The 21,185-nt window shown below is 72.0% G+C and carries 21 protein-coding genes and 3 tRNA genes; 11 read left to right on the top strand and 13 right to left on the bottom strand.

The window, feature by feature from the left end:
• Positions 1-153: 153 nt before the first annotated feature.
• From ASE15_RS11810 to ASE15_RS11795, 4 genes are all read right to left on the bottom strand, one after another.
• Entirely contained in the window at positions 154-702 is a 549-nt protein-coding gene (locus ASE15_RS11810) for a putative immunity protein (RefSeq protein ID WP_056763437.1), read from the bottom strand.
• A gap of 78 nt (positions 703-780) precedes the next feature.
• Positions 781-857, bottom strand: a tRNA-Val gene (locus ASE15_RS11805).
• A 257-nt stretch (positions 858-1,114) separates the two neighbouring features.
• Positions 1,115-1,591, bottom strand: a complete 477-nt coding sequence (locus ASE15_RS11800) for a peroxiredoxin (protein WP_056763783.1) — start codon at positions 1,589-1,591, stop codon at positions 1,115-1,117.
• On the bottom strand, positions 1,581-1,994 hold the full coding sequence (locus ASE15_RS11795) for a DUF3052 domain-containing protein (RefSeq protein WP_056651057.1): 414 nt from the start codon (positions 1,992-1,994) through the stop codon (positions 1,581-1,583). Before ASE15_RS11795 ends, ASE15_RS11800 begins: the two co-directional genes overlap by 11 nt.
• 505 nt (positions 1,995-2,499) lie before the next feature.
• Here ASE15_RS11795 and aceE point away from each other — a divergent pair.
• Positions 2,500-5,247 carry a pyruvate dehydrogenase (acetyl-transferring), homodimeric type gene (gene aceE / locus ASE15_RS11790; RefSeq protein ID WP_056651055.1) on the top strand — a complete coding sequence of 916 codons (2,748 nt, stop codon included), beginning with the start codon at positions 2,500-2,502 and terminating at the stop codon, positions 5,245-5,247.
• A gap of 176 nt (positions 5,248-5,423) precedes the next feature.
• Here the strand turns inward: aceE and ASE15_RS11785 are convergent, their stop codons facing one another.
• Entirely contained in the window at positions 5,424-6,110 is a 687-nt protein-coding gene (locus ASE15_RS11785) for a hypothetical protein (RefSeq protein ID WP_056651053.1), read from the bottom strand.
• A gap of 101 nt (positions 6,111-6,211) precedes the next feature.
• On the opposite strand from ASE15_RS11785, the gene ASE15_RS11780 reads away from it, so the two are divergent.
• From ASE15_RS11780 to ASE15_RS11750, 7 genes are all read left to right on the top strand, one after another.
• Entirely contained in the window at positions 6,212-7,378 is a 1,167-nt protein-coding gene (locus tag ASE15_RS11780) for a CdaR family transcriptional regulator (RefSeq protein ID WP_056651050.1), read from the top strand.
• Between the two features lie 140 nt (positions 7,379-7,518).
• Positions 7,519-8,535 carry an ACP S-malonyltransferase gene (locus ASE15_RS11775; protein WP_056763435.1) on the top strand — a complete coding sequence of 339 codons (1,017 nt, stop codon included), beginning with the start codon at positions 7,519-7,521 and terminating at the stop codon, positions 8,533-8,535.
• Entirely contained in the window at positions 8,532-9,539 is a 1,008-nt protein-coding gene (locus ASE15_RS11770; protein ID WP_056651045.1) for a beta-ketoacyl-ACP synthase III, read from the top strand. The genes ASE15_RS11775 and ASE15_RS11770 overlap by 4 nt, the downstream gene beginning before the upstream one ends.
• Positions 9,540-9,670: 131 nt before the next feature.
• Positions 9,671-9,919: an acyl carrier protein gene (locus ASE15_RS11765; protein ID WP_056651042.1), complete on the top strand. Its 249-nt coding sequence runs from the start codon at positions 9,671-9,673 to the stop codon at positions 9,917-9,919.
• A 118-nt stretch (positions 9,920-10,037) separates the two neighbouring features.
• Positions 10,038-11,282: a beta-ketoacyl synthase gene (locus tag ASE15_RS11760; protein ID WP_056651039.1), complete on the top strand. Its 1,245-nt coding sequence runs from the start codon at positions 10,038-10,040 to the stop codon at positions 11,280-11,282.
• A gap of 192 nt (positions 11,283-11,474) precedes the next feature.
• A complete protein-coding gene (locus ASE15_RS11755) occupies positions 11,475-12,236 on the top strand; it encodes a DUF5819 family protein (protein WP_056763434.1) in 762 nt (253 codons plus the stop codon).
• The gene (locus ASE15_RS11750; RefSeq protein WP_056763432.1) at positions 12,233-13,417 is read left to right on the top strand and encodes an HTTM domain-containing protein; all 1,185 of its coding nucleotides are present in this window, start codon (positions 12,233-12,235) and stop codon (positions 13,415-13,417) included. Before ASE15_RS11755 ends, ASE15_RS11750 begins: the two co-directional genes overlap by 4 nt.
• Positions 13,418-13,466: 49 nt before the next feature.
• Here the strand turns inward: ASE15_RS11750 and ASE15_RS11745 are convergent, their stop codons facing one another.
• From ASE15_RS11745 to ASE15_RS11725, 5 genes are all read right to left on the bottom strand, one after another.
• Complete coding sequence (locus ASE15_RS11745) at positions 13,467-13,967, bottom strand: DUF3145 domain-containing protein (protein ID WP_056651029.1); 501 nt, start codon at positions 13,965-13,967, stop codon at positions 13,467-13,469.
• A gap of 251 nt (positions 13,968-14,218) precedes the next feature.
• Positions 14,219-14,704, bottom strand: a complete 486-nt coding sequence (def, locus tag ASE15_RS11740; protein ID WP_056651026.1) for a peptide deformylase — start codon at positions 14,702-14,704, stop codon at positions 14,219-14,221.
• A gap of 33 nt (positions 14,705-14,737) precedes the next feature.
• Positions 14,738-15,553, bottom strand: a complete 816-nt coding sequence (locus ASE15_RS11735; RefSeq protein ID WP_056651023.1) for a DUF1206 domain-containing protein — start codon at positions 15,551-15,553, stop codon at positions 14,738-14,740.
• A 303-nt stretch (positions 15,554-15,856) separates the two neighbouring features.
• Positions 15,857-16,210, bottom strand: a complete 354-nt coding sequence (locus ASE15_RS11730; RefSeq protein WP_056651020.1) for a DUF488 domain-containing protein — start codon at positions 16,208-16,210, stop codon at positions 15,857-15,859.
• 109 nt (positions 16,211-16,319) lie between these two features.
• Positions 16,320-16,393: transfer RNA gene (locus ASE15_RS11725), tRNA-Ile, on the bottom strand.
• A 63-nt stretch (positions 16,394-16,456) separates the two neighbouring features.
• Here ASE15_RS11725 and ASE15_RS11720 point away from each other — a divergent pair.
• Entirely contained in the window at positions 16,457-16,963 is a 507-nt protein-coding gene (locus tag ASE15_RS11720; RefSeq protein WP_056650858.1) for a hypothetical protein, read from the top strand.
• A 54-nt stretch (positions 16,964-17,017) separates the two neighbouring features.
• Positions 17,018-17,090: transfer RNA gene (locus tag ASE15_RS11715), tRNA-Asn, on the top strand.
• Between the two features lie 89 nt (positions 17,091-17,179).
• On the opposite strand, the gene ASE15_RS11710 is transcribed toward ASE15_RS11715, so the two are convergent.
• The 3 genes from ASE15_RS11710 to ASE15_RS11700 form a co-directional block, all read right to left on the bottom strand.
• On the bottom strand, positions 17,180-17,560 hold the full coding sequence (locus tag ASE15_RS11710) for a hypothetical protein (protein WP_157257592.1): 381 nt from the start codon (positions 17,558-17,560) through the stop codon (positions 17,180-17,182).
• A 195-nt stretch (positions 17,561-17,755) separates the two neighbouring features.
• Complete coding sequence (gene dnaG / locus ASE15_RS11705) at positions 17,756-19,693, bottom strand: DNA primase (protein ID WP_056763429.1); 1,938 nt, start codon at positions 19,691-19,693, stop codon at positions 17,756-17,758.
• 89 nt (positions 19,694-19,782) lie between these two features.
• On the bottom strand, positions 19,783-20,637 hold the full coding sequence (locus tag ASE15_RS11700; protein ID WP_056650849.1) for a helix-turn-helix domain-containing protein: 855 nt from the start codon (positions 20,635-20,637) through the stop codon (positions 19,783-19,785).
• Between the two features lie 73 nt (positions 20,638-20,710).
• On the opposite strand from ASE15_RS11700, the gene ASE15_RS11695 reads away from it, so the two are divergent.
• A complete protein-coding gene (locus ASE15_RS11695) occupies positions 20,711-21,166 on the top strand; it encodes a VOC family protein (protein ID WP_162259131.1) in 456 nt (151 codons plus the stop codon).
• Positions 21,167-21,185 lie beyond the last annotated feature (19 nt).

The following is a 21,185-nucleotide window of genomic DNA, read 5'->3' as shown; positions in this document are numbered from 1 at the left end:
GACACGCACCGTTGCTGTCAGTGGAGAACGGTCGCGGCAGCCGGCTCGCCGGTGTCCCGGGACCGGCGGTACCCGTCGGCGGCACGCTCGCCGCTCGACCGCGGGAGCTCCCACGGCACTGCGGGTCGAGGGCGCACGGCGCGGGAGGGCGCGTCAGGCCGAGGAAGGGGGCCGCGACAGATCGGCCTGGATCTCGCGGATGGTCGTGGCGAGCACTCCTGACGCCAGCAACCCGGAACCCAGCGGTCCGGACGCGTCCTCCCCGAGCGCGGGCAGGCTCGCCAGGGCGGCGCGGACGTCCGGGGTCAGGTGAGCCAGCTGCCAGCGGACCTCTTTACGGCGGCCGGCTTCCTGGTCGGGCGCGGCGAGGGCAGCGGCCTTCGCCGCATAGGCGGCCGCTCCGAGAGCATGTGCGCCCATGTGCGCGACCCCCGAGGCCTGGCCGGCCGCCCGCGCGGCCGCGACGGCGGCTGGAGCCTTCACCGAGTGAGCCGCCCGCCCCGCGACGAACCGGCGGCGAATCTCGTCGGCAGTCCCGAGCTCACCGCGTCCGAAGGCCCGGGCACGCTCGACCCCGTCCCGCGCACGGTCGTCTCCCGAGGCCTCGGCCTCGAACAGGGGAAGGACCCGCTCCGCGCAGTCGGCCGCCCACAGGGCGACCAGGCGACGATCGGCCTCGCTGAGCGCCTGCGGGGATGCCATGCATCAACTCTTGCACAGGCGAGGCGGGCCTCGACGGCACGACGTCGCTCCCGCACCAGGGTCCGACCATTCCATCGGTGGTGGGCCCGGAGGGACTCGAACCCCCGACATCCACGGTGTAAGCGTGGCGCTCTAACCAACTGAGCTACAGGCCCCAGAACAGCGGTGCACAGCCTACCGGGTCGCCGGCCGTGCCTCGCACATCAGCCGCAGATCGGGCATCGCCCGCCCGACGACGCACGGCCACCGCAGGCCGGTGACGCCGGCGTACCCGTCGAACCCGGTCCGTGGGACCGGTCGCCCGTCGCACCTGGTCGTTCGACCCACCGGTCACGCGGCTCACCGGTCGACCGACGCGCGAACGGGCGCACCGCGGCTCAGGGCCGCGGCACGCCCGTCGAGGGGGTGCGCGTCAGAGCTCCGCGAGCGCCGCCTGGTACCCCGCGAGGTCCCGGCGCTGCCCGCGCGGGTTCACGACGGACCACCGGACGACGCCGTCCGCGTCGATCAGGAAGCTGCCGCGGATCGCGAGGCCGCGTTCGTCGTCGAACACCCCGTACTGGCGCGAGACCTCGCCGTGCGGCCAGAAGTCGGACAGGAGCCCGAACGTGTAGCCCTCCTGCGCGGCCCAGGCCTTGAGCGAGAACACGGGGTCGCACGAGATCGCGAAGAGCGTGACGCCCGCGGTCTCGAAGTCCTCGATGTTGTCGCGGAGCTCGCACAGCTCGCTCGTGCACGTCCCCGAGAAGGCGAACGGCACGAACACGAGCAGGACGGGGCCGCCGCGCAGGTCCGAGAGACGGACCGGGGTGCCGTGCGTGTCGGTCAGCGTGAAGTCCGGGGCGACGTCGCCGGTCCGGACCGTGAGCTCGGGCGCCTCAGCGCCCACGGCCACGCGTCCCGAGCTTCGTCGCGGACCAGTCCGGCGCGATCGCGAACGTGCTGGTCGCGTGCAGGCCGGCCGTCGTCGCGGCCTCCTGGAGGTCGTTGTGGCCCACGTGGCCGTCGCGGCCCGCCTTGGGCGTGAAGATCCAGATGAGACCACCGTCGTCGAGCACGGTCTGGACGTCCACGAGCATGTCGGCCAGGTCGCCGTCGTCCTCGCGCCACCAGACGACGACACCGTCGGTCACGTCGCCGTAGTCCTCGTCCACCAGCTCGGAGCCGACGAGCTCCTCGATCTCGGCGCGCAGGTCGTCGTCGACGTCCTCGCCCCAACCGAACTCCTGCACCACATGGCCAGAGAGGAACCCCAGGCGTCCTGCACCCTGGGGGTCCGTCGTCGCTCCCACTTGTGTCTCTTTCCCTTCTTCGTACTGCTTGATGATCAGTGCCCTGCTTGGCAAAGGTAGCCCACGGCACTCCCGCATGCCTCAGCAGGACGGGCGTTTCGTGCGGCGTGTCCACCAGCGCAGAAGCCCAGTGTTGCGGGGAACCGCACTCGGCACAACGTCAGAGCGCGCGCGAACGTGCCTCGACCGACCGGGCCGGGCTCCGCCGTCGGGCCCACGAGGGGCTCCCGGAGCACCGCCGCACCCCGCACGATCCCCTCCTCCGCACCGTCTGCACCCGACCCACACCCTCCTGTGTCGTGAGGATCACGCTCCCTTGACCCCCTTGTGGTGTGACTTCCTGGCTGCGGGGTAACAGAATGGTTCGACCACCCGAGAGTGTGGAGGGCACAGTCGCCACCAGCGACTGCTCTCGCTACGCAGGAGTGGCTGGAGGAGAGCGGGCACGGTGTACCGCGCCGTGATTCAATCCGAATACCGCTCCGAACGAGATATGAGGTTGCTGGTGGCTTCGTTTGACGAGACAGGACCGCTGATCAACGGTCTGCTCAGCCAAGTACCGGACATCGACCCCGCTGAGACGAGCGAGTGGGTCGAGTCCCTGGACGGACTGATCGACGACCGTGGCGGCCCTCGCGCGCGCTACGTCCTGCTCAACATGCTCAAGCGAGCACGCGAGCGCAACGTCGCGATCCCCACGTCCATCAACACGCCCTACGTCAACACCATCGGTGTGCACGAGGAGCCGTACTTCCCCGGCGACGAGGCCATGGAGCGTCGTTACCGCAGCTGGAACCGCTGGAATGCCGCCGTCATGGTCACGCGCGCCCAGCGCCCCGGGATCGGGGTCGGTGGACACATCTCGTCCTACGCGTCGGTCGCGACGCTGTACGAGGTGGGCCTGAACCACTTCTTCCGCGGCAAGGACCACCCGGGCGGCGGTGACCAGGTCTACTTCCAGGGTCACGCGAGCCCCGGCGTCTACGCCCGCGCGTTCCTCGAGGGTCGCCTCTCGGCGGACCAGCTCGACGGGTTCCGCCAGGAGAAGTCGCACGCGGGCGGCGGCCTGCCGTCCTACCCGCACCCGCGCCTCATGCCGGACTTCTGGGAGTTCCCCACGGTCTCGATGGGCCTCGGCCCGGCCTCGGCCATCTACCAGGCGTGGACCAACCGCTACCTGCACAACCGCGGCATCAAGGACACGAGCCAGCAGAACGTCTGGGCGTTCCTCGGTGACGGCGAGATGGACGAGCCGGAGAGCCGCGGCATGCTGCAGCTCGCCGCGCAGCAGGGCCTGGACAACCTGAACTTCGTGGTCAACTGCAACCTGCAGCGCCTCGACGGCCCGGTCCGCGGCAACGGCAAGATCATCCAGGAGCTCGAGGCGCAGTTCCGCGGCGCCGGCTGGAACGTCATCAAGGTCATCTGGGGCCGCGAGTGGGACACCCTGCTCAACGCCGACAAGGACCGTGCGCTCGTCAACCTGATGAACGTCACGCCCGACGGCGACTACCAGACCTACCGTGCGGAGAGCGGCGCGTTCATCCGCGAGCACTTCTTCGGGCGCGACCCGCGCACCAAGCAGCTCGTCGAGAACATGTCGGACGACGACATCTGGGCCCTCAAGCGTGGCGGCCACGACTACCGCAAGCTCTACGCGGCGTACGCGGCGGCCACGGCCCACACGGGCCAGCCCACGGTCATCCTGGCCCACACGGTCAAGGGCTACGGCCTGGGCTCGGGCTTCGCGGGGCGCAACTCGACGCACCAGATGAAGAAGGTCGGCCTGGCGGACCTCAAGACGCTGCGCGACTCGCTGCGCATCCCGATCACGGACGAGGAGCTCGACGCCAACCCGTACGAGCCCCCGTACTACCACCCGGGTGCCGACGCGCCGGAGATCCAGTACATGCAGGAGCGTCGCCGTCAGCTCGGTGGCTACGTCCCGGAGCGTCGCTCCGCGCCGGCCCCCGTCACGCTGCCGGGCGACAAGACGTACGAGATCCTCAAGAAGGGCTCGGGCAACCAGGAGATCGCCTCCACCATGGCGTTCGTCCGTCTGCTCAAGGACCTCATCAAGGACAAGGAGATCGGCAAGCGCATCGTGCCGATCATCCCGGACGAGGCCCGGACCTTCGGTCTGGACTCGATCTTCCCGTCCGCGAAGATCTTCAACACGCAGGGCCAGAACTACCTCGCCGTGGACCGCGAGCTCATGCTGAGCTACAAGGAGTCCGAGGCCGGGCAGATCATGCACACCGGCATCAACGAGGCCGGTTCCGCGGCCGCGTTCCAGTCGGTCGGCACCTCGTACGCCACGCAGGGCGAGGTGATGATCCCGTTCTACATCTTCTACTCGATGTTCGGGTTCCAGCGCACGGGCGACCAGTTCTGGGCCGCCGGCGACCAGCTGACCCGCGGGTTCATCATCGGCGCGACGGCCGGGCGCACGACGCTCACCGGTGAGGGCCTCCAGCACGCGGACGGTCACTCGCCGCTGCTGGCCGGCACCAACTCGGCGATCGTCCAGTACGACCCGGTCTACGGCTACGAGATCCGCCACATCGTGCGCGACGGCATCGAGCGCATGTACGGGGACGGCTCGGACGGGCGCGACCAGAACGTCATGTACTACGTGACGGTCTACAACGAGCCCATGCAGCAGCCGGTCGAGCCGGAGGACGTCGACGTCGAGGGCATCCTGCGCGGCATCCACCGCATCAAGGTCTCCGAGGCGTCGGGACCCAAGGCGCAGATCCTCGCCTCGGGCGTGGGCGTGCCGTGGGCCCTGGAGGCGCAGGAGCTCCTCGAGCAGGACTGGGGCGTCTCCGCGGACGTCTGGAGCGTCACGAGCTGGAACGAGCTCCGCCGCGACGGCCTGGCCGCCGAGCAGGACGCGTTCCTCAACCCGGCCGCCACCCCGCGCGTGCCGTACCTGACGGCCAAGCTGCAGGGCGCCGAGGGCCCGTTCGTCGCGACGAGCGACTACGACCACCTGGTCCCCGACCAGGTGCGCCAGTGGGTCCCGGGCGACTACGCGGTGCTCGGTGCGGACGGCTTCGGCTTCTCCGACACCCGCGCCGCGGCCCGTCGTCACTTCAAGATCGACGGTCCCTCGGTCGTGGTCCGCGTGCTCCAGCAGCTCGCGAAGCAGGGCAAGGTCCCGGCCGAGGCCTCGGCCCAGGCGATCGAGAAGTACCGTCTGATGGACGTCACGGCCGGTACGTCCGGCAACGCGGGCGGCGACTCCTGATCGCTCCTGCCCCGCGCCCGGCGCCGGTCTGACCGGCACCAGGACCGCAGTGCCCGACGGCGCCGCTCACCTCGCGAGAGGTGGCGGCGCCGTCGGTGCGTCCGGAGGTGGGAGACGCCTGGGCGCGCCTCACGCCGGGGGCGCAGGGGGGCCCGGCCGACGCGACGTCGTCGGGCCTAGGTGCCCGAGCGGTGCTGCTCGGCGTGCGCGATCGCGAGCGTGAGCTCGTGCCGGATCGGGGCGACGACCGCCGCGTCCGGGTACAGCGCGAGGGCCTCGAGGTGGTGCTTGGCCTCGAAGATGCGGTCCGCGTCGATCGCGGCCAGGACGAGCTGGCGCCCGGCCTCGGGCGTGTGCTCGCGCGCTCGCCAGTGCCCCACCCCCAGGCCCAGGGCCTCGACCGGCAGGTGCGCCTCGCGCAGGATCTGCATGCTCTCGGCGAGCGCGAGCCCCGACGGGTCGCGCTCGGCCGCGGTCGCGAACCGCCGCAGCGCCGCCTCCTGGTCGTCCTCGAGCGAGAGCCGGCCCAGCTCCACGAGCGGGTACCAGCCGCGCGGGTGCCCCGCGAGCTCCTCCGCGAGGGCCCAGACCGCCAGGTCCGCGGCCTGCTGCTTCTCGCTCTCGTCCGCGGGGGCCGCGAGCGGGTCCGCGGACACGTGGGACTCGGCCGCCCGCCGCCGGACGATCTCGGCGAGCGCCTGGAAGGCCCGCTCGTCGTTGGGGTCGTCGACGAGCATGGCGCGCAGCGCGTCCTCGTGCACGGTGTCTCCTCGCCTGTCGGCGCTGGTGGGGCGACGAGCACCCACGGTCGACGCCGAGGACTGGCGTCGCATGAGCTGTCGTAGTCGGGGCATCAGTGCCATGGATCGACCCTAGCGGCTCCCGTCCGCCTCGCCGCGTGAGGACCGCATGTCATGGTTCCCCGTTTTGTGGACTCCCCACAACCACGCCGTATGCTCGGGGCGTGCCGATCACGGGGAACTCCGACAACCTGCAGCGACTTCGCGACGGCAGCGGGCTGCTCGCCGCGGCCGCCCTCCGACGACTCGACGAGGACCTCCCCTGGTACCGCGCGCTGCCTGCCGACGACCGCTCGTACGTGGGGCTGGTCGCGCAGTCGGGCATCACGGCGTTCGTGACCTGGTACGCCAACCCGGCCTCTCCCCCGCACGGCGTGAGCGAGATCTTCGCGGCCGCCCCGTCCGAGCTCACCCGGTCCATCTCGCTCCAGCACACGCTGCAGCTCGTGCGGATCGTGGTCGAGGTCGTCGAGGCGTACTCCGACCAGCTCGCGATCCCCGGCGGCGAGCGTGACCTGCGCGAGGCCGTGCTGCGCTACTCGCGCGAGGTCGCGTTCTCGGCCGCGGAGGTCTACGCGCGCGCCGCCGAGGTGCGCGGCGCGTGGGACGCGCGCCTCGAGGCGCTCATCGTCGACGCGCTCATCCGCGGCGACGGCGACGACTCGCTGCGCTCGCGCGTCTCGGCGCTCGGCTGGGGCGGCCACGGGTCGGTCCTGGTCATGGTGGGCACCGCGACCGCGCCGCTCGACGAGCTGCGCACGGCCGAGCTGCGGCGCGCGACGCGCCGTGCCGCGGGCGACGCGCTCGTGGGCATCCACGGCGACCGCCTGGTCCTCGTCCTGGGCGGTGAGGGCGACCTGCAGGCCGCGGCGGCCTCCCTGCTCCCCCGCTTCGGCCCGGGCCCCGTGGTGATCGGCCCCACGGTCCCCTCGCTCGACGACGCCGCGCGCTCGGCGCAGGCCGCGCTCGCGGGCCTGGCCGCGGCCCCCGCATGGCCCCAGGCCCCGCGGCCCGTGCTCGCCGACGACCTGCTGCCCGAACGCGTCCTGACGGGCGACACCACGGCCCGCCGCACCCTGGTGGTCCAGGCGTACCGCCCCCTGCTCGAGAGCACGGGCGCGATCCTCGAGACGCTGTCCGCCTACCTGGGCACCGGACGCTCGCTCGAGGCCGCCTCGCGCAGCCTGTACGTGCACCCCAACACCGTCCGCTACCGCCTGCGCAAGGTCGCCGAGATCACGGGCTGGGACCCGCTCGACGCGCGCGAGTCGTTCGTGCTGCAGATCGCGCTCGCGCTCGGCCAGCTCTCGGGCGACCCAGCGGGGCGCTGAACCGCGCACCTCTGGCGCGGGACGGCGCCGTCGGCGACGCCGCCATCCCGCGCCTCTTGTAGGTTCGGCACAAACGGCCTGGACAAGGTTGGTGCGGGTCGTGACGTCCCGGCGGCGTGCCGGGTTGGCACAGTTGACGAGTGCTAGCCGTCTTGTGCCCTGGACAGGGCTCCCAGTCCCCCGGAATGCTCGCCCCCTGGCTCGAGCTGCCCGGGGTCCCCGCGCAGCTCGACGCGTTCTCCGCCGCGTCCGGCCTCGACCTGCGTGCCCACGGCACCGAGTCGGACGCCGACACCATCCGCGACACCGCGGTGGCCCAGCCGCTCATCGTGTCGGCCTCGCTGATCGCGCTGCGCGCGATCCTCGACGGCCGCGACACGTGCGAGGTCGTCGACGTGACCGCGGGCCACTCGGTCGGCGAGTTCGCGGCCGCAGCCGTCGCGGGCGTGTTCGAGGACGCCGCCGCGGTGGGCCTCGTGACGGCCCGCGCCCGCTTCATGGCCGAGGCAGCCGCCGCGACGCCCACCGGCATGGCCGCGGTCGTGGGCGGCGACGCCGAGGAGGTCCTCGCCGCGATCGAGGCCGCGGGCCTGTGGCCCGCGAACGTCAACGGCGGCGGGCAGGTCGTGGCCGCGGGCTCGCTCGAGGGCATCACGACGCTCGGGGCCAACCCGCCGGTCAAGGCCCGGGTCATCCCGCTCCAGGTCGCGGGCGCGTTCCACACGCCCTTCATGCAGTCCGCGCTCGACGCGTTCGCCCCGGTCGCCGCAGGCTGGGACGCCACGGACCCGCGCCTGCCCTTCCTCTCGAACGCCGACGGCGCCTCGTACGCGAGCGTCTCGGGTGCGGAGTCCGGTGGCTTGTTCGGCCTCGAGCAGGACGTGCTGGCACGACTGACCGCGCAGATCGCCGCCCCGGTCCGCTGGGACCTCTGCCAGGAGACGCTCGCGTCGCTCGGCGTCACCGCGATCCTCGAGCTCGCGCCGGGCGGTGTCCTGACGGGCCTCGCGCGCCGCACGCTCCCGGGAGTCGAGACGGTCGCGGTCAAGTCGACCGCCGACATCGACAAGGCTCGCGACCTGATCGCGCGCCACAGCGACGCGGCCGGCTCCTCGGCCTCCGGCGGCACGCCGGTCGTCGGCGGGGCCACCGCGTGAGCGCGCTGACGATCCGCCAGGCTGCGGGCGCCGAGTACTCGCGCGTCCTGGGCATCGGCGGGGTCCGCGGCGAGAACGTCGTCACGAACGACGACCTCGCGGGACCGATCGACTCCTCGGACGAGTGGATCCGCCAGCGCACGGGCATCGTCACGCGCCGACGTGCGGGTGCCGACGTCGACGTCGTCGACCTCGCGGAGGGCGCTGCGCGCAAGGCGCTCGCCGCGGCGGGCCTGACCGGCGGCGACGTCGACGCGGTGCTGTTCGCGACCACGACCTACTTCCACCAGACGCCCTCGGCCGCCGCGGTGCTCGCGGACCGGCTCGGCGCCACCCCGGCGGCCGCGTACGACCTCTCGGCGGCCTGCGCCGGGTACACGTACGGGATCGCCCAGGCGGACGCCCTGGTGCGGTCGGGCGCGGCGCAGCACGTGCTCGTGGTCGGCGCGGAGAAGATGAGCGACTTCGTCGACCCGACCGACCGCACCATCTCGTTCCTGCTCGGTGACGGCGCGGGCGCCGCGGTGGTCGGCCCGTCCGACACCCCCGGCATCGGCCCCACGATCTGGGGGTCGGACGGCGGCAAGGCCCCGGCGATCCGGCAGACGCACGCATGGTCGGACCTGCGCGAGAACCCCGAGCTCGGCTGGCCGACGCTGCGCCAGGACGGGCAGACGGTCTTCAAGTGGGCCGCCTTCCAGATGGCCCCGGTCGCCGAGAAGGCGCTCGCCGCCGCAGGCGTCACCGCGCAGGACGTCCAGGCGTTCATCCCTCACCAGGCCAACATGCGCATCATCGACCAGATGATCAAGCAGCTCGGCCTGCCGGAGTCGGTGGCCGTCGCGCGCGACATCGCGGAGACCGGCAACACGTCGGCCGCCTCGATCCCGCTCGCGACCGACCGGCTCCTGTCCGAGGGCCTGGCGACGTCGGGCGACCTCGCGCTGCAGATCGGCTTCGGCGCGGGCCTCGTCTACGCGGCGCAGGTGATCGTCCTCCCGTAGGGGAGAATCATCCTGTCTGTCCCCGGTCCGCGTCCGCGCGGGGCGCGGGACGGGCACGTACGACCTTTCCACTGTTCCACTGCAGGTTCCCGGTGCCGGACGGCCCCGGCACCCATCACAAGGAGAAACCCATGGCTTACACCGAGCAGGAAGTCCTCGCTGGTCTCGCGGAGATCGTCAGCGAAGAGACCGGCCTCCCCACGGACGCCGTCCTCGCCGAGAAGTCCTTCACGGACGACCTCGACATCGACTCGCTGTCGATGATGACGATCGTGACGCACGCCGAGGACAAGTTCGGCGTCCGCATCCCCGACGAGGAGGTCAAGAACCTCTCGACCGTCGGCGACGCAGTGTCCTTCATCACGGGCGCACAGGCCTGACCAGCTGCTCGACAGCTGATCGGCGCCGGGCCCTCGCGGCCCAGCCGGTGCGGGCCGGCGGTCGACGACCGCCGGCCTGCCCGCCCCCTTCCTCCCCCCTCACTCACCTGGAGCTGCCATGACCTCCGTCCGTGAAGTCGTCGTCACCGGTCTCGGTGCCACCACGCCGCTCGGCGGGGACGTGGCCTCCACCTGGGCCGCGGCGCTCGCCGGGCAGTCCGGCGCACGCACCCTCGAGAACGACTGGGCCGAGCGCTACGAGATTCCCGTCACGTTCGCCGCGCAGATCAAGGTCAAGCCCGAGGACGTCCTCGCGCGACCCGAGATCAAGCGCATGGACCCGTCCACGCAGTACGCGATGATCGCGACGCGCGAGGCCTGGGCCGACGCCGGCAGCCCGGAGATCGACGGCGACCGCCTCGGCGCGGTCGTCTCGTCGGGCATCGGCGGCATCTGGACCACGCTCGACGGCTGGGACACGCTCAAGGAGCGCGGCGCGCGGCGCATGCTGCCCATGACCGTGCCCATGCTCATGCCGAACTCGGCCGTGGCCTACGTCTCGCTCGAGATCGGCGCCCGTGCCGGTGCGCACGCGCTCGTCTCGGCCTGCGCCTCGGGCGCCGAGGCCATCGGGTACGGCGTCGACATGATCCGTGCCGGTCGCGCGGACATCGTCGTGGCCGGCGGCACCGAGGCCACGATCCACCCCATGCCCATCGCCGCGTTCGCGGCCTCGCGCACCCTGTCGCTGCGCAACGACGACCCGCAGGGCGCCTCGCGTCCCTACGACGTCGACCGCGACGGGTTCGTGATCGGCGAGGGCGCGGGCATCGTGGTCCTCGAGAGCGCCGAGCACGCAGCGGCCCGCGGTGCGCGCGTGTACGCCCGCATCGGCGGCGTGGGCCTGTCCTCGGACGCGTACCACATCACCTCCCCGGACCCGGAGGGTCGCGGGCAGGTCGCCGCGATGACCCGTGCCCTCGGGGAGGCCGGTGCGCAGGCGCGCGACGTCGTGCACGTCAACGCCCACGCGACCTCGACCAAGGTCGGCGACCTCACCGAGACGCGCTCGATCCGTACGGTCCTGGGCGACGACGCGGACCACGTCCTGCTCTCGGCCACCAAGTCGATGACCGGGCACCTGCTCGGCGGCGCGGGCGCCCTGGAGACCATCTTCACGGTCAAGGCCGTGCACGAGCGCCTGGCTCCCCCGACCATCAACGTCGCCCAGCCCGACCCCGAGCTCCAGGTCCCCCTGGTGCGCGACGTCCCGGCCGAGCTGCCCGCAGGCGACATCGCCGCGATCAACAACTCGTTCGGGTTCGGCGGCCACAACGTCGCCCTCGTGGTGACGAACGCCTGACCCACGTCGTCGGCGCAGTCCTCCTGCGCCGCGATGCATCGACGCCCGGTGGGGGCGAGGACCTTCGTCCTCGCCCCCACCGGGCGTCCGTGCGTCCGGGGCGTGCGCGCAGGGCTTCCTTGAATCGTTAGGACTGGTTAGTATTCTGCGCAACGCGGTCGCCAGGGCCGTCCTCGACGTGGAGGTACACGGGTGAGCACCGCACGCTCCCGCACGGTCGTGCAGCGCGCGACCATGGTCGTCGTCCTGGCGGTGGTCTCGTTCCACATGCTCTCGACGTTCCTGTACGCCGCGCCCAGCTCGTCCCTCTCCCAGGAGGCCGCGCCCGTCACGACCGCGCACATGCGGCCCCTGTTCGGGCAGAACTGGCAGATCTTCGCCCCCGACCCGCAGTCGGTCGACCTGCGCGTCTGGGTGCGTGCCTCGACCCGCGACGCCGAGGGCACCGAGTCGGTGACCGAGTGGGTCAACCTCGGCGACGTCTTCAACGAGCAGGTGCGGCACCAGATCCTGCCCACGCGCACGTGGCGCATCCCCGTGAGCGTCAACCGCTTCTACACCTCGGCCTACGGCGCGCTCGTGGGGCAGCAGCAGGCCGTGGTCCAGTCGGACCACGTCGCCTCCACGGAGGGCGGCCAGGGGCGCCAGGACCTCACCAAGGCCCTCTTGGGCACAGGAGCGAGCGTGAGCGGCATCGACTCGTACCTGCTCGCCGAGGACGCCCTGTACCTGTTCGGCACGCAGGCTGCACTCGACCTGTGGCCGGACACCGAGCTCGTCGCGATCCAGATGAGCACCTCGACGCAGGGCGTCGTCCCGTTCGAGCAACGCCTCGTCCCGGGTGTGCAACGACCCGAGGAGCAGTTCACCCGGCTCGGCTGGCGCGACCCGTCGCCCGTCACCCCCGAGGCCCGTGCAGGCTTCAGCAGCGTCTTCGGAGGGTGGGTCTCATGAGCGGGCTGGTGACGAGCGCGACCACCTGGCTCCGCACGACGTACGCGGCCGGTGAGTCCTGGATGCTCGACTCGCGCAAGGCCTCCTACGGGACGGCCGTGCTGCGCATCGGCTTCGGCCTGATCCTGGTCGTCCAGCTCGTGGCGGGCTGGGGCGACCGGAGCCTGGCGTGGGGAGCCGGGCGCAGCTTCGCCCAGGGGCGCGTCGACGTCGACGAGTTCCCGGCCTTCCTCGACCTGTTCTTCAACGGTTCCGCGCCGGCGTGGGCGTTCGACCTCCAGTACCTGGCGCTCGTCGCGCTCTCGGTGCTGCTGGTCCTGGGCTGGCGCTCGCGGATCGTGATCCCGGTGCTGCTCGTGCTGTACATCGCGCTGTTCCGGACCAACCCGTTCATCGGCGACGGCGGCATCCAGCTCATGCGGATGGTGCTCGTGTACATGCTCTTCGCGGACACGTCGGGCAGGTGGTCCCTCGATGCCCGACGGCGCCGCGCGGCCCAGGCGTCCGGCACGCCCTCGCGGTTCGCGTCGTGGGCCTGGCTGGGGACCCTGCTGCACAACGGCGCGGTCCTCCTCATCGCCTTCCAGATCTTCGTCGTCTACGTCGCCTCCGCGATGTACAAGATCCAGGGCGGCATGTGGCAGCACGGCACGGCGATCTACTACGTGTTCCAGCTCGACGAGTTCTCGACGTGGCCGCAGGTCACCGAGCTGATCGGCCGCTCCGGGGTGCTGGTCGCGATCCTGAGCTACAGCGCGGTGTTCGTGCAGCTCTTCTTCCCGTTCCTGCTGCTGCGGCGCCCCACCCGCATCCTGGCCCTGATCGCCATCACGGGCATGCACCTGGGGATCGGGGTGCTCATGGGGCTCATGTACTTCTCGATGACCATGATCGCGATCGACGCGATCTTCATCCGTGACGTGACCTACGAGGGGGTGCAGCGCCGTCTGGCCCCGGTCCTCCGACGCACGTGGGACCGCATCCGACGACGTCCCACCGTCCCGCCCGCGGCCCCGGAGGAGCTGGACGCCGAGGGCGGTGCCCCGGCTCATGAGGCCACGCCCCGGGAGGACGGGGACCTCGTTCCCGCGGGGGCCGCTGCCCCTTCCAGCCCGCCGGCAGGGGGCGTCGAGGGCTCCGGCGCTCCGGAGCGGGATGCAGCGATGCCCGCCGGTTCCTAGTAGCCGGCGGGCATCGGGCGACCGTGGTCGCTGGGGTCGGTGAAGCGGGTCAGCCCACCCGGTGGAGCCATCGCACGTTGGATCCCTCGCCCGCGTAGCGGAAGGGCTCGAGCTCGTCGTCCCACGCCTTGCCCAGCGCGAGGTGAAGGGCCTCGCGCATGGCCCGGTTGTCGTGCGAGACCTCGAGCGCCGCACGGACCCGGTCCTCGGGGATCACGACGTTGCCGTGCACGTCGGTCACCGCGTGGAAGATGCCCAGGTCAGGGGTGTGCGACCAGCGGGCGCCGTCGGCACCGTGGCTCGCGTCCTCGGTGACCTCGTACCGCAGGTGCGACCAGCCGCGCAGCGCCGAGGCCAGGCGCGCGCCCGTGCCCTGCGCGCCCTGCCAGGCGTACTCCGCCCGGTACAGGTCGCGCGCAGCAGGCTGCTCGGTCCAGTCCAGCGTGACGCGCACGCCAAGAACGTTCCCGGCAGCCCACTCCAGGTGCGGGCTCAGCGCCCGGGGCGCCGAGTGCACGAAAAGAACACCGCGTGTGATGGCACCAGTCATGTCGTCCTCCCTAGGTCGAGGTTTCGTCTTCCCCAACGTCCTCACCCAGGGTGAATCATCATGCAGGGTCGTCCAGCGGTATACCAGGCATATCTTGCCCGAGACCTCGGCGGATCGCGAGGGGAGAACTCCCCATCGCAGATTTCACCCGCTCCGGGTAGGGCCGCACGCGGTCCGCACCGGCTGCGCATACGCCGTCGCGATCCCCGGCCCCAGGGGTTGCCAGGGGCCGGGGATCGCGTGACATCGCGTCAGAGCTGCGCGCGCATCTCGCGCATGGCCTTCTTGCGGACCGCCTTGTCCAGACGGTCGAGGTAGAGCATGCCGTCCAGGTGGTCGGTCTCGTGCTGCAGGCAGCGCGCCATGAGGCCGGTGCCCTCGACCGTGATCTCGTTGCCGTCGAGGTCCATGCCCACGACGCGTGCGTACCAGGCGCGTCGCGTCGGGTACCACAGGCCCGGGACCGAGAGGCAGCCCTCGTCGCCGTCCTGGATCTCGTCGGAGAGCTCGACGATCTTCGGGTTGAGGACGTAGCCGATCTCGTCCTCGATGTTCCAGGAGAAGGCGCGCAGGTTCACGCCGATCTGGTTGGCGGCGAGGCCCGCGCGGCCTTCGTAGTCGACGGTCTCGACGAGGTCGGCGACCAGCGAGCGGACCCGGTCGTCCACGGTGGTGATCTCGTCGCACGGGGTGCGGAGCACGGGGTCCGGAATCACGCGGATCTCTCTCATCGCCATGGGCGTCATTGTTTCATGACGCCCGTGCCGGTCTCACATCCGCGCGTACCGAGCACGCGCGAACGAGTACACCCCGTACGCCGCGAAGCCGACGCCCGTCGCGGTCAGGAGGAACGCGCCGAACGGCTGCGCGCCGATCGTCCGCAGCGCGGTGTCGAGACCGCTCGCCTTCTCGGGGTCCGCAGTGGCCGCCGCAGTGACGACGAGCACCCCCAGGACGGCCAGGGCGATGCCCTTGGCGATGTAGCCGACCCGTCCCAGGACGACGACGGCGTTGCCGACCTGCCCCTTCGCGTTGCCCTCGAGGTCGCGCAGGAACCACTTCTTCCAGCCCTTGACCACGTGGTAGACACCCGCGGCGGCGATGCCGACGCCCACCACCCCGACGAGCACCCGCCCGGCCCCGTTGGCCAGGAGCGAGGCCGTGAGGCTGTCCTGACCGCCTCCGGAGCCCGAGCCGCTGACGACCTGGAAGGTCAGCACCCCGAGCGCGAGGTAGATCACGGCCTTGCCGACCGACTTGGCCCGGAAGGTCGCCTGGTCCTTCGCGTCACCGCTCGTCCCGGCGACGGCCTCGAGAACCTGCCAGACCCCGAGGGCTGCGAACGCGACGACGGCGAACCACAGGACGAACGCTCCCCCGGTCGTGCTCGCGACCTCCTGGAGGGCGCCGGTCTGGTCGGCCTCTCCGCCGCCCGATCCCGTCGCGATCCTGACCGCGATGACCCCGATCATGATGTGGAGCAGGCCGCTGACCGCGTACCCGGCCCGGGCGAGTGCCCGCAGCCCCTTGCTCTGCTGAAGCCGCTGCGCGGTCCCTGACGTCGTGCGGTTCGAGCCGGTGCTCATGGTGCATCTCCTTCAGGTCGTCGGACGTGGCATCGTGTCACGACCGGCCGCCACTCGCCTGTCGAACGCGACAATCCAGGCGTCAGGGAGGTATGGGGCGCTTCGGTCTCGATCGGTCGTGCGCGGCCTGTGGAGGCGCCCGGAGGGGTGCCGGTGCACGGGGCCGGTCCTGTCCGGGTCGGCCCGTCCGGGGCCGAGCACGAGGTTGCGACCGCTCTGGTGGCGAAAACGACCGCAACCTCGTGCTCGACGGCGCGCAACGTCGTCCTCGGCAGGGCCCGGCCGAGGCAGGGGCCCGTCGAGTCAGCGCCCCGTCGCTTCCAGGTAGTCGCGCAGCACCACGGCCTGGTTGTCCTGCTCGTCCTTGGCCCCGTACAGCAGCGTCACGACGGGGTGCTCGGCCACGATCGCGCGCAGCTCCTCGACTGCCGGGTTCTCGTCGAGCTCGGCTCGGTAGCGCACGACGAACTCGTCGAACAGGGAGCGGTCGTGGTGGAACCATGTCCGGAGCTCGTTCGAGGGCGCGACCTCCTTGAGCCACCGGTCGACGTGCGCTCGCTCCTTGCTCACACCGCGCGGCCAGAGGCGGTCGACCAGGACGCGATAGCCGTCGTCGGGCGTGGGGTCGGCATAGACGCGCAGGATACGGAGGGGCATGCCTCCATGGAACGCCGGGTGTCGTCTCGGCGCACGCGCGCACCCATCAGGGGACCGGGAGAACGACCCGTGGCGCACGTCTGCACGAGGGTCACGGGTCGTTCCCGGGTAGGGCAGGTGGGGCTTGAACCCACGACCGGCGGATTATGAGTCCGATGCTCTGACCGACTGAGCTACTGCCCCTCGGCGGACAAGCGTACCGGCAGGTGCGCGCCCGTCGGGCAGCAGGGCAGTACCGTGTCTGGCATGGCTCTGTTCGCCCGTAGCTCCCTGCCCGACGACGCCCGCAGGTCCCTGCGCCTCGCCCCCAAGGACGCGGTGCTCGCTGCGGCGCAGCTCGTCGACGGCTCCTGGGCCGCGGCGACGCGCACGGTCCTGGCCACGACGGGTGAGGACGGCTCGTCCCGCCCCTGGTGCGACGTGGACCGCGCAGGCTACGACCCGGTCACCGCGTCGATCACGGTCGAGTGGGTCGACGGCGCCGCTCCCCTGGTCCTGCGTCTCGCCGACTCGCGGCGCACCACGCTGGCACAGACCGTCCGGGAGCGCGTGCAGTCCTCGGTCGTGCTCGCGGAGGTGGTCGCTCTCGGGGCCGGCCGGTCGGCCAAGGTCGCGGTCCGCCGCGACACCGACGGCTCGCTCTTCTCGCAGGTCGTCGCCGAGGCCGGGGTGGACCTCGACGACCCGCGGACACGGGCTGCGATCGACGCCGCGGAGGACCGGGTCCGCTCGATGTCCGGACTACCCCTCTGATGCTGATAGAGTTTTCTCCGGTCGCCCAACCGGTGCAAAACGGTGGGTGAGCGGTCCCGCGTAGCTCAGCTGGCAGAGCATCCGACTGTTAATCGGACGGTCGTAGGTTCAAGTCCTACCGCGGGAGCACGACGAGAGGCCCCTGATCTGCGGAGACGCAGGTCAGGGGCCTTTGTCGTTCCTCGGGTCACCTCGAGCCGGCGAGAGGTGTGACCTTCATCTCAACGGGCTGAGCAACTGTGCGCCACGACCCACCTGGGCCAGGACGAGGCCTCCTCCGGTACCTGCTCCCTCGACACGGCGCGGCATCACGGCGACCCGGAACGCGAGGTAGCGGTCGACGTTGGCGACCGCCCGGTAGAGGCCGACCAGGAAGGTCGCCAGTCCGGACAGGGCCACGAGACCACCGAGGACCAGGAGCGCAGCCACCCCCGAGGCGTCAGGCGACCTGCCGTAGGACGATGCGCCGTACGTCGCGGCCCCGTCGAGCGTGAGGGCTACGACCACGAAGAGCTGGGCGAGTGCCAGGGCGGACATCCCGCCCACGATCAGAGCGGCACTGCGGGCAAGGGTGGGTACCGCGACGGCACGTGACATGAACGGTCTCCTCGGAAAGTGCCTGGAGCGACGGGGTTCCTCCCCGCGGTGGTGCCGGCCGGCACCACCATCCTCACCCGGTCGAGGCCCTCGACCCCCGCTGTCCACAGCACCTTGTACGGGTCGATCGCACCGCGGACGGCCGGACGGAGGGCGGCACGCGTCACCCTCGGCGACCGGGCGCACGCCACGTCCTCAGGCGCCCTCGCGCAGCTCTCGACGTTCCCGCTCGACGGCCAGGAGCTCAGCGAACGCCGCCCCGTAGGCCTCCTGGTCCCCCGCAGGGTCCAGGCGCTGGAGGCGGCTCTTGGCGTCCGCGACGCGCCGTGTGAGGCCCAGGTCGACGAACGCCTTGATGACGCCCTTGACGTACCCCTGGATGACGTTCTCGCGGTCCTCGGGCAGCGGGGCGACGGCCAGCTGGTTGACGATGCCGCGCACCGTCTCCGGGGACTGCTCGATCACGGCCTCGACCCACTGCCCTGCCGGGTGCGCGGCCGCTCCGGCCATGCCACCCGCGGCCCGGATCGCGTCGTGCACGGCTCGCCACGCGGGCGTCGCGAAGGCCGACTCGGAGAACGCGTCGAACTCCTCGGCGGGCACGAACTGGGGGTACTGGAGCGCGACGACGAGCGCCTGCCGCTCGAGACGGGCCACGGGGTCGCGCGGGTCCGGCGGAGAGAAGACCGGGCCCGACGGCGCGGCGGGAGCTGCGTCGTCGGGCGTGGGGGACAGCGGGCGGACCGGGGCCGGCAGCGTCTGCGGGACCCCCGCCTTGCCCGCCGCCGCGACCGCGCGGCGCACCGACTCCGAGTCCATGCCGATCCAGCCCGCGAGCATGCGCGCGTACTCGGGCCGCAGGGCCGTGTCGCGGATGCCCGCGACGACCGGGGCCGCGGCGCGCAGCGCGGCCACGCGCCCCTCGGCGGTGTCCAGGTCGAACGTGTCGAGCGTGGTGCGGATGACGAACTCGAACAGGGGCTGGCGGCCCTCGACGAGCGCGCGGACACCCTCCGGGCCGTGCGCCATGCGCAGCTCGCACGGGTCCATGCCGCTCGGCTCGACCGCGACGAACGTCTGCGCGTAGAAGCGCTGGTCCTCGCCGAACGCGCGGACCGCGGCCTTCTGGCCCGCCGCGTCGCCGTCGAACGTGAAGACGATCTCTCCCCCGAGCGACGCGCCCGACGCGAGCTGGAGCCCGCCGCCCGCGGTCGTGTCGCCCAGGAGGCGGCGCACGATGCGCGCGTGGTCCGAGCCGAACGCCGTGCCGCACGTCGCGACGGCCGTCGTGATGCCCGACAGGTGCGCGGCCATGACGTCGGTGTACCCCTCGACGACCACGACGCGCTTGTTCTTGGCGATCTCACGCTTCGCGAGGTCGATCCCGTAGAGCACCTGGGACTTCTTGTAGAGCGTGGTCTCCGGGGTGTTGAGGTACTTGGGGCCCTGGTCCTCGTCGAAGAGCTTGCGCGCACCGAACCCGATGGTCTCGCCCGTCACGTCGCGGATGGGCCACACGAGGCGGCCGCGGAAACGGTCGTAGATACCCCGCTGGCCCTGGCTCATGAGGCCCGACGCGATCAGCTCCGCCTCGGTGAAGCCGCGCCCGCGCAGGTGGCGCAGCAGCGCGTCCCAGCCCGTCGGGGCGAACCCGACGCCGAAGCGCTCGGCGTCCGACCGGTCGAAGCTGCGCTCCGCCAGGAACGTGCGCGCGACCGTGGCGCCGGGAGCGAAGAGCTGCTCGGAGAAGAACTGCGAGGCCACGCGGTGCGCCTCGAGCAGGCGCTGGCGCTTGCCGGGCTCCTCGGTGCGGCGCGGACCGCCGCCCTCCTCGTACCGGAGCTGGATGCCCACGCGGTCCGCGAGGTACTCGACGGCCTCCGTGAACGTCATGCCGTCGATCTTCTGGACGAACGAGATGACGTCGCCGCCCTCGTTGCAGCCGAAGCAGTGCCAGCGCCCCACCTGGGGGCGGACGTGGAAGGACGGGGAGCGCTCGTCGTGGAAGGGGCACAGGCCCTTGAGCGAGCCGACACCGGCCGGCTTGAGCGTCACGTGCGAGGACACGATCTCGTCGATCCTCGCGCGTTCGCGCACCGCGTCGACGTCCTCGCGTCGGATCAGACCTGCCACGTACCCGAGTGTAGGTGCCGCCGGTGACGTCTCGCGCCGGGCCCCGTCCGATCAGCCATCAGCCGCGCCCACCGACCGCTCGGGTGACCTCAGGAGGACACGAGCTCGAGCAGCCGGGCGCGGGATTCCGCGCACCGCCGCGCGTACGCCCCGGGGGTGTGACCGGTCACGGAGACGAAGTCCACAGCCAGGTGCGCCTGGTCGTAGTAGCCCACGTCGACCGCGAGCGCCGACAGGTCCTGGCCGGGGTCCTGGGCGAGCCGCTCGGCCGCGAGGTGGACGCGATGGCGTTGCAGGACCCACTTGGGCCCGACGCCCAGCCGCTCGCCGAGCAGCCGCTGGAGGCTGCGCGTGCTCGTGCCCGCGACCCGGGCGAGGTCCGCGACGCGCGCTCGGGGTCCCAGGTCGCCCGAGGTCGCGGCGTCCAGCACGCGCGAGACCTGCGCGAGGTGCTGGTCCGGGGCGAGCCGCTCGCGCACGAGCCCCGCGAGGACGCGGACCGCGTCCTCGTCCTCGCCGCGCTCGGCGAGCGTGAGGGCGCGCTCCCCCGCCTCGTCCGCACCGGCGCCCAGCACGCCCGACGCCGGCACGGACGTCCCGCGCGGGACGTTCAGCGCGCCCGGACGCAGCTTGGCGGCCACGACGACGCCCGTCCCGACGAGGGTGCGGTCGAAGAGCCCCTCGGGGATGCCGTGGGCCGCGAACCCGCTGGGCTCTGCCACGAGGTTGACGCACGGGTGCGGGATGACGGTCTGCGTGAAGGACTCGCCCGCCGGCAGGTCCCACCGCACGAGCCAGAACCAGTCGACGCGGTCGGCGAGGTCCGCGGGAGCCGGGAACCGTCCGAGGGCGAACGCTCGGCGCGCGGCGACGGGGTCCACCACGCCGTAGGTGGTGGACGGGACGCCGGAGACCCCGGGGACGCTGCCGCGTTCGTGTCGCATTCCTCCAAGACTGCCACCGCGCACCGACAGACGATGGGGACATCAGCACCCGAGCACTGGAGGAACCATGGACATGTCCGCCCTGCACCCCAACCTGGCCGTCAGCGACGCCCGCGCGGCGATCGACTTCTACACCGCGGCGTTCGGCGCCGAGGTCGACGACGTGATCACGGCAGGGGACGCGATCATCCATTCCGACCTGCGCCTGCCCACGACGTCCGGGTTCTCGACGTTCACCGTCGCGCAGGAGTTCCCGGGGGCCGGCTCCGCGGCACCGGATCCCGAGGGCCCGACGCCCGTGTCGTTCACGGTGCCCGTCCCCGACACGGACGCGGCCTACGCCCGCGCGATCGCCGCGGGGGCGACGAGCACGGCCGAGCCCGCCGACTGGTTCGAGGGCTTCCGCCAGGCCGCGGTGCGCTGTCCGTTCGGGCACCGGTGGTACTTCGTGACGGTCGCGGGCTCGGTCACGCCCGAGGACGTGCAGCGGGCCAGCGACGCGTGGATGAGCGAGCAGCCGGCCGGCTGAGCGCTCGCCCGTCCGCACC

Origin of the sequence: Oerskovia sp. Root22, from assembly GCF_001429135.1 — a bacterium.
Classification (GTDB): Bacteria; Actinomycetota; Actinomycetes; order Actinomycetales; family Cellulomonadaceae; genus Oerskovia; species Oerskovia enterophila.
The sequence above is the reverse complement of the archived record's forward strand: the minus strand, read 5'-3'. Positions and strand labels throughout refer to the sequence as shown.

Coding starts and splice junctions, on each gene's coding strand:
- ASE15_RS11810 (WP_056763437.1), bottom strand. CDS start 702: ATGGCATCCCCGCAGGCGCTCAGCGAGGCCGATCGTCGCCTGGTCGCC.
- ASE15_RS11785 (WP_056651053.1), bottom strand. CDS start 6,110: ATGGCACTGATGCCCCGACTACGACAGCTCATGCGACGCCAGTCCTCG.
- ASE15_RS11765 (WP_056651042.1), top strand. CDS start 9,671: ATGGCTTACACCGAGCAGGAAGTCCTCGCTGGTCTCGCGGAGATCGTC.
- ASE15_RS11760 (WP_056651039.1), top strand. CDS start 10,038: ATGACCTCCGTCCGTGAAGTCGTCGTCACCGGTCTCGGTGCCACCACG.
- ASE15_RS11750 (WP_056763432.1), top strand. CDS start 12,233: ATGAGCGGGCTGGTGACGAGCGCGACCACCTGGCTCCGCACGACGTAC.
- ASE15_RS11745 (WP_056651029.1), bottom strand. CDS start 13,967: ATGACTGGTGCCATCACACGCGGTGTTCTTTTCGTGCACTCGGCGCCC.
- def (WP_056651026.1), bottom strand. CDS start 14,704: ATGGCGATGAGAGAGATCCGCGTGATTCCGGACCCCGTGCTCCGCACC.
- ASE15_RS11735 (WP_056651023.1), bottom strand. CDS start 15,553: ATGAGCACCGGCTCGAACCGCACGACGTCAGGGACCGCGCAGCGGCTT.
- ASE15_RS11730 (WP_056651020.1), bottom strand. CDS start 16,210: ATGCCCCTCCGTATCCTGCGCGTCTATGCCGACCCCACGCCCGACGAC.
- ASE15_RS11720 (WP_056650858.1), top strand. CDS start 16,457: ATGGCTCTGTTCGCCCGTAGCTCCCTGCCCGACGACGCCCGCAGGTCC.
- ASE15_RS11710 (WP_157257592.1), bottom strand. CDS start 17,560: ATGTCACGTGCCGTCGCGGTACCCACCCTTGCCCGCAGTGCCGCTCTG.
- ASE15_RS11700 (WP_056650849.1), bottom strand. CDS start 20,637: ATGCGACACGAACGCGGCAGCGTCCCCGGGGTCTCCGGCGTCCCGTCC.
- ASE15_RS11695 (WP_162259131.1), top strand. CDS start 20,711: ATGTCCGCCCTGCACCCCAACCTGGCCGTCAGCGACGCCCGCGCGGCG.